Here is a 7,098-nt window from a genome sequence, read left to right as displayed (position 1 = left end):
CCTGCCAAGGCAGTCGAAGGGCTCGATGCGAACGGAATGAATGGATTGCCGCGCCTCCTAGCGTGCGCGACACAAAATTACCAGCCCTTAGCCCTGCGGCTTGCCGCCGTGCTCCGCCCAGAACCTGGCGATGCGCCCCGTGATCAATTCGGTCGCGAGCACCCGCGACGTGTCGCGCGGCAGGTCGAGGGCCTCGGCCATCGGCCCGCCGAGCTGCGCGTCGCCGAGCGCCATCAGCACCAGCGCGAGCGTATCTTCGTGCATCAGCCGCTTTTCGTGGGCGTCGGGTGCCATGCCGTCGATCAGCCGGTGGATCGCATCGACGATCGGGTCGAGCGCATCGTCATTGCCCGTCGCTGCCATCCACGTCGCGAGCGCGCCGGCACCGCCGCTGTTGAACGCGTCGAACGCGAGGTCGACGATCTCGCGCACATTGCGCTCGCCGGGCGCCGACTCGGCCATTTTCTTGCCGATCGTTTCGCACACGGTTTCAGCCTGATAGGCCGCAAGCGCCTTTTGCAGCCCCGCGGCGCTGCCGAAATGATGGAGGAGGTTCGCGTGGGTGCGGTCGATCCGCGCCGCGACGGCCTTCAGCGTCACCGCCGCCGGTCCCATCTCGATCAGGATATGGCGCGCGGCCTCGAGCGCCGCGGAACGGCTTTCCTCGGGACTCAAACGCTTCTTCACTATTGACATATGTGTAAGTAAACCCTATTGCTGGCCCCAACAACCCTTTTCGACGGTATGAGCCATATGTCCAGTCTTTCCCAGTCGCCGACCCCCGAGGATCTGTCGATCACGCCACGCGACATGCGCTTTGGCCGCGACGACAAGCAAGGCCGCTGGTGGCTGAACGGCGACCCGATCGCGTCGGCGTTCCACACCGCGCTGTCGGTTACCTTCCCGCGCGGCGAGGCGATGTTCATCGAAGCGGTGAAGGCGCATCGCGATGGCGTACCTGACAAGCTGGCGCGCGAAATCCGCGCCTTCACCCAGCAGGAAGTGATCCACAGCCGCGAACATGTCGTCTTCAACAAGAAGGCCGCGGAGGCGGGATACGATCTTTCCGAGCTTGAGGACGATGTGAACCAGGTTCTCGACCTCATCAAGACGCGGCCTCAGATCGTCAACCTGATGGCGACGATCGCGCTCGAACATTATACCGCGATGATGGCGGCGGTGATGCTGCGCGATGAGAGCATGTACGCCGGGGCCGAGCCCGAATGGGCCGCCTTGTGGAAATGGCATGCGATCGAGGAAATCGAGCACAAGGGGGTCGCGTACGACACCTGGCTTCACGCGACAAAGGACTGGAGCCGGTTCAGGCGCTGGCGCGCCAAGTCGCTGATGATGATCCTTGTGACCACGCGTTTCTGGCCGAAACGCGTGAAGGGGATGAAGAGGCTGCTGAAGCAGGATGGCCTCACCGGCTGGCGCGTGACGGCGCGCATCTGGTGGTATCTGCTCGGTACGCCGGGAGTGCTACGCAAGAGCTTCTTCCCCTGGCTCAGCTATTTCATGCCGGGCTTTCACCCGTGGAACCACGACGACCGGTCGCTGATCAGGAAATATGAAAGCGATTATGCCGACGCGATCATGCCGGCGCATTCGTCGAAACCCGAACTGGCGGCCGCGGCAGCCTGATCTTCCTTCTCCGCGGTTGCGGGGGTCCAGAGCGGTCCTCTCTCCCTGCTTCTGGGCCTCCTCATCCGCGGAGAGTTTTCGACATCGATTATCCTGCCATCGCGATGGCAGAGCGTCAGCGGGCGCGTCGATCCAAGTGGGCGGACGGCTTTCGGCCGGAAGCTGCCCTATCGGTCATCGTCACCCCGGACTTGATCCGGAGTGACGAAGAAAGGCGAGCGAATGGCAACTCCCCACACCCCCTAAGCCGACATGATCACGCCAATGGCGGGCTGGACGCGCCGCCGCCGGTCCCATATCCTTTCGGGGTGGAGGGGACCATGCAGCCGCAGATGACCGAAGCGGAAGTGACGCAGTTCGAACTGCAACTGGCGGGGCTCGGCTCGCTGCTCGAATTCGGATGCGGCGGCAGCACGCTGGTCGCGGCGCGGCAGGTCCGCCGGATCGTCAGCGTCGACAGCGATCCCGTCTGGCTGGGCAAGGTCCAGGCCGAAGTGACGCGCGAAGTCGTCGAATTCACGCCCTTTCATGCCGACATCGGATCCGTCGGCGAATGGGGCTATCCGACCGACGAAGGCCGGATCCGCGACTGGCCGCGCTATCACACGCAGATATGGCGGGGCCTGAGCGGCGGCCCCGATGCGGTCTTGATCGACGGGCGGTTTCGCGTCGCCTGCCTGTTGCAGTCGATCATCCACTGCAAGCCCGAGTGCATCTTCCTGTTCCATGATTTTTGCGACCGGCCACACTATCATGTCGTTCTGAAACATGTCGACGTGCTGGCCCGCGTCGACACGCTCGCGGTGCTGCGCACCAGACAACAGGTCGACGGCAAGGCGGTATTGCACGACCTGTTCGATCATTATCTGATCCCCGATTGACCGGCTGGTCCGGCTTGGGCACATCAGCGTCCATGCTGACTATTGCACCTGTCATCGAAACCGATCGCCTTCGCCTCCGCCCCGGGCGCCTTTCCGACAAGGATACGCATATCGCGATGTGGGCCGACGAGCGCGTTACGCGTTTCATCGGCGGCGAGCCGCGGGCGCCCGACCTCAGCTGGAGCAAGTTCCTCGGCTCGGCGGGACTGTGGCCGATCATGGGGTTCGGCTATTGGGTGTTCGCCGACAAGGCGACCGACCGGCTGATCGGGCAGGGCGGGCTCAGCTATTTCTGTCGCGGCATTCCCGAGCTCGAGGATGTTCCCGAGGCGGGCTGGGCGTTCGACGCCGACCATTGGGGCGCGGGCTATGCGACCGAGGCGATGACCGCGATATTGCGCTGGGCCGACGCGAATCTGGATGCGGCAGAGGTCCGCTGCATTATCGATCCGGGCAATGAAGCGTCGGAGCGCGTGTCGGGCAAGCTCGGCTTCCGGCGCATCGGCGACAGCGATGCGCTGGGGCATGTCGTCGCAATCTATTCGCGCGCGCGCGGAGGATAGGGCGCAATCAGGCGGCCTCGACCACCAGCACGCCGCCGTCGGCGCTGACGACGCGGACCTTGGTGCCTTCGGCGGCATCGGGCCCGCGCACCGGCCATTCGCCGTCGCCGACCTTCGCCCGGCCACGGCCATCCTCGATCGCCTTGGTTATCGTCAAAACTTCGCCGACCAGCCGGCCGCCGCGCAGGTTGAGGTGCGGGTCGGTCGTGGTGATCGGGTTCGCCTTCAGCCAGCGGCGCGCGCCGTAAAGCGCGACGAAGGACAGGATGGCGAAAATGCCGAGTTGTACGGGGATGGTCAGCGGGACGACCCACGCGATGGCACCGGTGGCGATCGCCGCAGCGCCCAGCCAGATCAGGAAAAAGCCGGGCGCGACGATTTCGGCCGCGGCCAGCAGCACGCCCAATGAGAGCCACGCCCAATGCGGTTCCATGTTCGTCAGCCAGTCGGGCATGTCAGGCTCCCTTGCGTTCGATCGCGTCCCTGGCGAGTTCGCCGATCCCGCCGAGCGTGCCGATCAACTGCGTCGCCTCGACCGGGAACAGGATCGTCTTGGCGTTCGGGCTGGTCGCGAACTGGCTCACCGCCTCGACATATTTCTGCGCGATGAAGTAGTTGATCGCCTGCGCGTTGCCGCCGGCGATCGCGTCGGACACCATCTGTGTCGCCTTGGCCTCGGCCTCGGCCTCGCGTTCGCGCGCTTCGGCGTCGCGGAAGGCGGCTTCGCGGCGGCCCTCGGCCTGCAGGATCTGGCCCTGCTTCTCACCCTCGGCACGCAGGATTTCCGACGCGCGCATGCCTTCTGCCTCAAGAATGTTGGCGCGCTTTTCGCGCTCGGCCTTCATCTGCCGCGCCATCGCGTTCGAAATGTCGGCGGGCGGGCGGATGTCCTTGATCTCGACGCGCGTGATCTTGACGCCCCAAGGGGTGGTCGCATCGTCGACGACATGCAGCAGGCGGGTGTTGATCTCGTCGCGCTTCGACAGCGTTTCGTCGAGGTCCATCGAACCCATCACGGTGCGCAGGTTCGTCGTCGTCAGGTTCATGATCGCGAGATAGAGGTCGCTGACTTCATAGGCGGCCTTTGCGGCATCAAGCACCTGGAAGAAGACGACGCCGTCGACGGCGACCATCGCATTGTCCTTGGTGATGATTTCCTGGCCCGGGATGTCGAGCACCTGTTCCATCATGTTCACCTTGCGACCGACGCGGTCGAAGATCGGCATGATGAAGTTGAGCCCGGGCTGAGCCGTGTGCGTATAGCGGCCGAAACGTTCGATCGTATAGGCATAGCCCTGCCGGACGGGCGTCAGGGCCCAGAGCAGGAACACGAGCGCCAGAACAACCAGTGCAAGTGCAAAATACATCCAACATCCCCTCGACAAATTTCACGTCTGCAACGGCTTCTTATTGCGACAATGCCGCGGCTGCGCCACAGAAAAGCGCATGACCCCCGTTGAAACCTCAAGTGAATATGCCCCGCGATCCCTGCTCTATGTGCCTGGTTCGAATGCCCGCGCGCTCGAAAAGGCGGCGGGGCTTGCGGCCGATATGCTGATCATCGACCTTGAGGATGCGGTTCCCGAAGATCGCAAGGAGGACGCGCGCGCCGCGATGCGTGCCGCGATTATGGCCGGTTTCCCGGGCAAGCGCGTCGCGGTGCGGATCAACGGGGCGGGGAGCGAGCACCGAGCCGCGGATATCAATGCCGTGGCCGGTTTGCCGCTCGATGCCGTGGTGCTGCCCAAAGTCGATGCCGTTGCCGACCTGGAAGCTGCCCGCGGCCTTGGCCTGCCGCTTCTGGCGATGATCGAGACGCCGGTCGCAATTTATGCCGCGCGCGATATTGCCGCCGATCCCGCGGTCGCCGGCCTCATCGCCGGGCTCAACGACCTCGCCCATGAATTGAAGCTGCCCGACGGGATGGACCGCGGCGCGATGAGCCACGCGATCCAGGCGATCGTGCTGGCGGCGCGCGCGGGCGGCGTGTGGGGTTTCGACGGCGTTTATAACGCGATCGACGATGCCCCCGGTTTCGCGGCCGAGGCGGCCGAAAGCCGGCGGCTCGGTTTCGACGGCAAGACGTTGATCCACCCGTCGCAGGTCGATCCGTGCAACGCCGCCTTTGCCCCGTCGGAGCGCGAGATCGCCGCCGCCGAAGCGTTGGTCGCGGCCGCAACGGGCGGGGCGCAGCGCCACGAGGGCCGGATGATCGAGGATATGCACGTCGCTGCGGCGCGGGCGCTACTGGAGCGGGCGGGGCGTTCCTGACATCCCCTCCCGCAAGCGGGAGGGGGGCAGGTCGGCTCTCACTTGTCCCGCTCAGCGCCGGACCAACGCCCACCATCCTTCGACGAACGCCGCTTGCCCGGCTTTCGCTGCCGTGCCATGCCGCGCGCCCATGCACGCAACTAAATTTCGCGCCGCCATCGCGGCCGTCGCCCTGGCCGCTTTCACTGCCGTTCCTGCCACCGCCATCGCCGCAGAGGCCAAGGCGGCCGACGCGCCGGTCACCGAGGCGCAGCTCGCCGAGCATATCCGGATCCTCGCGAGCGATGCGTTCGAAGGACGCGCGCCGGGGACCGAAGGCGAGGACCGCACGATCGCCTATATCGTCGGCGAGTGGGCGAAAGCAGGTCTCGAAGCCGTGCCGGGCAGCACGACTCCATGGCTGCAACCGGTGCCGTTCGTCGAGAGCCAAACGGTCAGCAGCTCCGCAAAGTTCAAGGTCCAAGGCCGCGATTTCGCGATCGGGGATGACGGCATCATCCTGGCCGGCCGCGATCCGTCGGTGTCGCTGGCCGGCCTGCCGGCGGTCTTCGTCGGCTATGGCGTCGACGGCACGGGCAAGCTCAATGCCGACGTCAAGGGCAAGCTTGCGATCATGCTCTTCGACAATGCGCCCTTCGGCGACAAGCTGCCGCGCTATCGCGAGCGGCGGCAGATGCTGGCCGACGCCGGTGCATCGGCGGTGCTGGTCATCGCGACCGATGCCGTGCCGTGGGCGGACCTCCGGGAAAGCGTCGGCGCCAGGACGGTACGTCTTGCGAGCGCCAAGCCGGGCGCGCCGGTCTCGGGCTTCCTGTCGATCGAGGCGGCCGACGCGCTGCTCGCCAAGGCGGGACTCGGCGGCGATGCCGCGCGCGCGGCTGCCAAATCGCCTGATTATCGCGGTGCGGTGCTTCCGGTGACCGCCGATTTCAACGCGCAATCGACCATTCGCCCCTTCGCCAGCAACAATGTCGTCGCCAAGCTTCCGGGCGCCAGGCCCGACGGCAAGGCGGTGTTGTTCCTGGGGCATTGGGACCATCTCGGTATCTGCGGCAAAGAGGGCGACGCCGACCGCATCTGCAACGGCGCGGTCGACAATGCGAGCGGCATCGCGGTGCTGATCGAGGTTGCGAAACGGCTCGGCGCGGGCACGCGTCCCGACCGCGACGTCTATTTCCTCGCGACGACGGCCGAAGAAAAGGGCCTGCTCGGCGCGCACTATTTCGCCGATCATCCGGCGGTGCCCTTGGGCGACATCACCGTCGCGCTCAATGTTGACACGATCGCCATTTCGCCGCGCGGAACGCCGGTCGCGACGATCGGGCGCGGCAAGCCAGCCTATGATGCAGTGGTTCGCGACGTGGCGATGAAGCTTGGCCGCAAGATGGACGACGACGGCGAGGCCGATGCCTTCATTCAGCGGCAGGATGGCTGGGCATTGGGTGCCAAGGGCGTCACCTCGCTGATGGTCGGTGGCAGCTTTTCGGACATGAAGCTGCTCGAAGCCTTCCTCGGCAGCGATTATCATACGGCCGCCGACAATTTCTCCGACAAGATCCCGCTCGGCGGCGCAGCCGAGGACGCCGACCTGCACGTGGCGCTGGGCCGCGCGTTCGCCGATACGAAGCGGTGGTCGGGTAAGTAATCTTCGCAGAATAATAAACGTCGCCCCCGCGAAGGCGGGGCCGCTATCGACTCCGAGTAAGGCCGACTGCGGCCCCCGCCTTCGCGGGGGCGAC

8 protein-coding genes are annotated in these 7,098 nt (G+C 65.5%); 5 read left to right on the top strand and 3 right to left on the bottom strand.

The window, feature by feature from the left end; translation table 11 throughout:
• Positions 1-87 precede the first annotated feature (87 nt).
• On the bottom strand, positions 88-696 hold the full coding sequence (locus VGD20_RS02865; protein WP_331133003.1) for a TetR/AcrR family transcriptional regulator: 609 nt from the start codon (positions 694-696) through the stop codon (positions 88-90).
• Between the two features lie 57 nt (positions 697-753).
• On the opposite strand from VGD20_RS02865, the gene VGD20_RS02860 reads away from it, so the two are divergent.
• From VGD20_RS02860 to VGD20_RS02850, 3 genes are all read left to right on the top strand, one after another.
• Positions 754-1,644 (top strand): metal-dependent hydrolase, encoded by an 891-nt coding sequence (locus VGD20_RS02860; RefSeq protein WP_331133002.1) that lies wholly within the window; start codon positions 754-756, stop codon positions 1,642-1,644.
• A gap of 320 nt (positions 1,645-1,964) precedes the next feature.
• Positions 1,965-2,525 carry a hypothetical protein gene (locus VGD20_RS02855; RefSeq protein ID WP_331133001.1) on the top strand — a complete coding sequence of 187 codons (561 nt, stop codon included), beginning with the start codon at positions 1,965-1,967 and terminating at the stop codon, positions 2,523-2,525.
• A 32-nt stretch (positions 2,526-2,557) separates the two neighbouring features.
• Entirely contained in the window at positions 2,558-3,088 is a 531-nt protein-coding gene (locus tag VGD20_RS02850) for a GNAT family N-acetyltransferase (protein WP_331133000.1), read from the top strand.
• A 7-nt stretch (positions 3,089-3,095) separates the two neighbouring features.
• Here VGD20_RS02850 and VGD20_RS02845 read toward each other — a convergent pair whose 3' ends face one another.
• On the bottom strand, positions 3,096-3,542 hold the full coding sequence (locus VGD20_RS02845; protein ID WP_331132999.1) for an NfeD family protein: 447 nt from the start codon (positions 3,540-3,542) through the stop codon (positions 3,096-3,098).
• 1 nt (position 3,543) lies between these two features.
• A complete protein-coding gene (locus tag VGD20_RS02840; RefSeq protein ID WP_331132998.1) occupies positions 3,544-4,455 on the bottom strand; it encodes an SPFH domain-containing protein in 912 nt (303 codons plus the stop codon).
• A 79-nt stretch (positions 4,456-4,534) separates the two neighbouring features.
• Between VGD20_RS02840 and VGD20_RS02835 the strand changes: the two genes are divergently transcribed.
• Both VGD20_RS02835 and VGD20_RS02830 read left to right on the top strand, forming a co-directional pair.
• Positions 4,535-5,359 (top strand): CoA ester lyase, encoded by an 825-nt coding sequence (locus VGD20_RS02835; protein WP_331132997.1) that lies wholly within the window; start codon positions 4,535-4,537, stop codon positions 5,357-5,359.
• A 130-nt stretch (positions 5,360-5,489) separates the two neighbouring features.
• Positions 5,490-7,004 carry a M28 family peptidase gene (locus VGD20_RS02830; protein ID WP_331132996.1) on the top strand — a complete coding sequence of 505 codons (1,515 nt, stop codon included), beginning with the start codon at positions 5,490-5,492 and terminating at the stop codon, positions 7,002-7,004.
• Positions 7,005-7,098 lie beyond the last annotated feature (94 nt).

Source organism: Sphingopyxis sp. (assembly GCF_036402335.1).
Lineage (GTDB): Bacteria > Pseudomonadota > Alphaproteobacteria > Sphingomonadales > Sphingomonadaceae > Sphingopyxis.
Note: the sequence above shows the minus strand (reverse complement) of the source record. Positions and strands in the feature narration are given on the sequence as shown.

What these genes read in the sequence shown, in the direction of transcription:
- VGD20_RS02865 (WP_331133003.1), bottom strand. Translation starts at nt 696, where the DNA reads ATGTCAATAGTGAAGAAGCGTTTGAGTCCCGAGGAAAGCCGTTCCGCG.
- VGD20_RS02860 (WP_331133002.1), top strand. Translation starts at nt 754, where the DNA reads ATGTCCAGTCTTTCCCAGTCGCCGACCCCCGAGGATCTGTCGATCACG.
- VGD20_RS02855 (WP_331133001.1), top strand. Translation starts at nt 1,965, where the DNA reads ATGCAGCCGCAGATGACCGAAGCGGAAGTGACGCAGTTCGAACTGCAA.
- VGD20_RS02850 (WP_331133000.1), top strand. Translation starts at nt 2,558, where the DNA reads ATGCTGACTATTGCACCTGTCATCGAAACCGATCGCCTTCGCCTCCGC.
- VGD20_RS02845 (WP_331132999.1), bottom strand. Translation starts at nt 3,542, where the DNA reads ATGCCCGACTGGCTGACGAACATGGAACCGCATTGGGCGTGGCTCTCA.
- VGD20_RS02840 (WP_331132998.1), bottom strand. Translation starts at nt 4,455, where the DNA reads ATGTATTTTGCACTTGCACTGGTTGTTCTGGCGCTCGTGTTCCTGCTC.
- VGD20_RS02835 (WP_331132997.1), top strand. Translation starts at nt 4,535, where the DNA reads ATGACCCCCGTTGAAACCTCAAGTGAATATGCCCCGCGATCCCTGCTC.
- VGD20_RS02830 (WP_331132996.1), top strand. Translation starts at nt 5,490, where the DNA reads ATGCACGCAACTAAATTTCGCGCCGCCATCGCGGCCGTCGCCCTGGCC.